This window comes from Agrobacterium sp. a22-2, from assembly GCF_012276985.1.
Classification (GTDB): domain Bacteria; phylum Pseudomonadota; class Alphaproteobacteria; order Rhizobiales; family Rhizobiaceae; genus Allorhizobium.
This window is the reverse complement of the sequence record NZ_JAAXMM010000051.1, coordinates 1-475: the sequence shown is the minus strand read 5'-3', so window position 1 is coordinate 475 and position 475 is coordinate 1. Positions and strand designations below refer to the sequence as shown.

Below are 475 nucleotides of genomic sequence, written 5' to 3'. Positions count from 1 at the left end.
GATACTACCCGCGCCAATAACAGAATTATCCCCGATGGTGACGCCTGGATTAATAACCACATGACTTCCGATCCAGACGTTATTGCCAATCGTTATCGGAAAAGAGTACATCTCGCCGTTTTTTCTCAATTCATGGTGTACAGGGTGTCCCGTAACGGAAAGAGTAACGTTGGGTGCAATCAGTACGTTATCACCGATTGTTACCGTGTAGTCATCGACAATGGTTAAATTGAAATTTGCATAAAAATTGCGGCCTATATGGATGTTGGAACCGTAAGAGAAATAGACAGGCGGTTCTACCCAGGCGTTTTCCCCTACCGTGGCAAACATTTCTTTAATCAGGCTTTCTCTTTTTTCAACTTCTGATGGATGCGAGTGATTAAACTCATACATTAACGTTTTCCCACGAAGTCTTTTTTCCGGTAAGCCTTCGCACATATCGGTAAATAGCTTGCCTGCTCTTATTCTTTCGGTC

At 43.2% G+C, this 475-nt stretch carries 1 protein-coding gene; it reads right to left on the bottom strand.

Annotation, left to right across the window (positions count from 1 at the left end):
• On the bottom strand, positions 1–475 hold a 475-nt coding region (gene lacA, locus HFC70_RS26325; RefSeq protein ID WP_168476292.1), incomplete at both ends, for a galactoside O-acetyltransferase.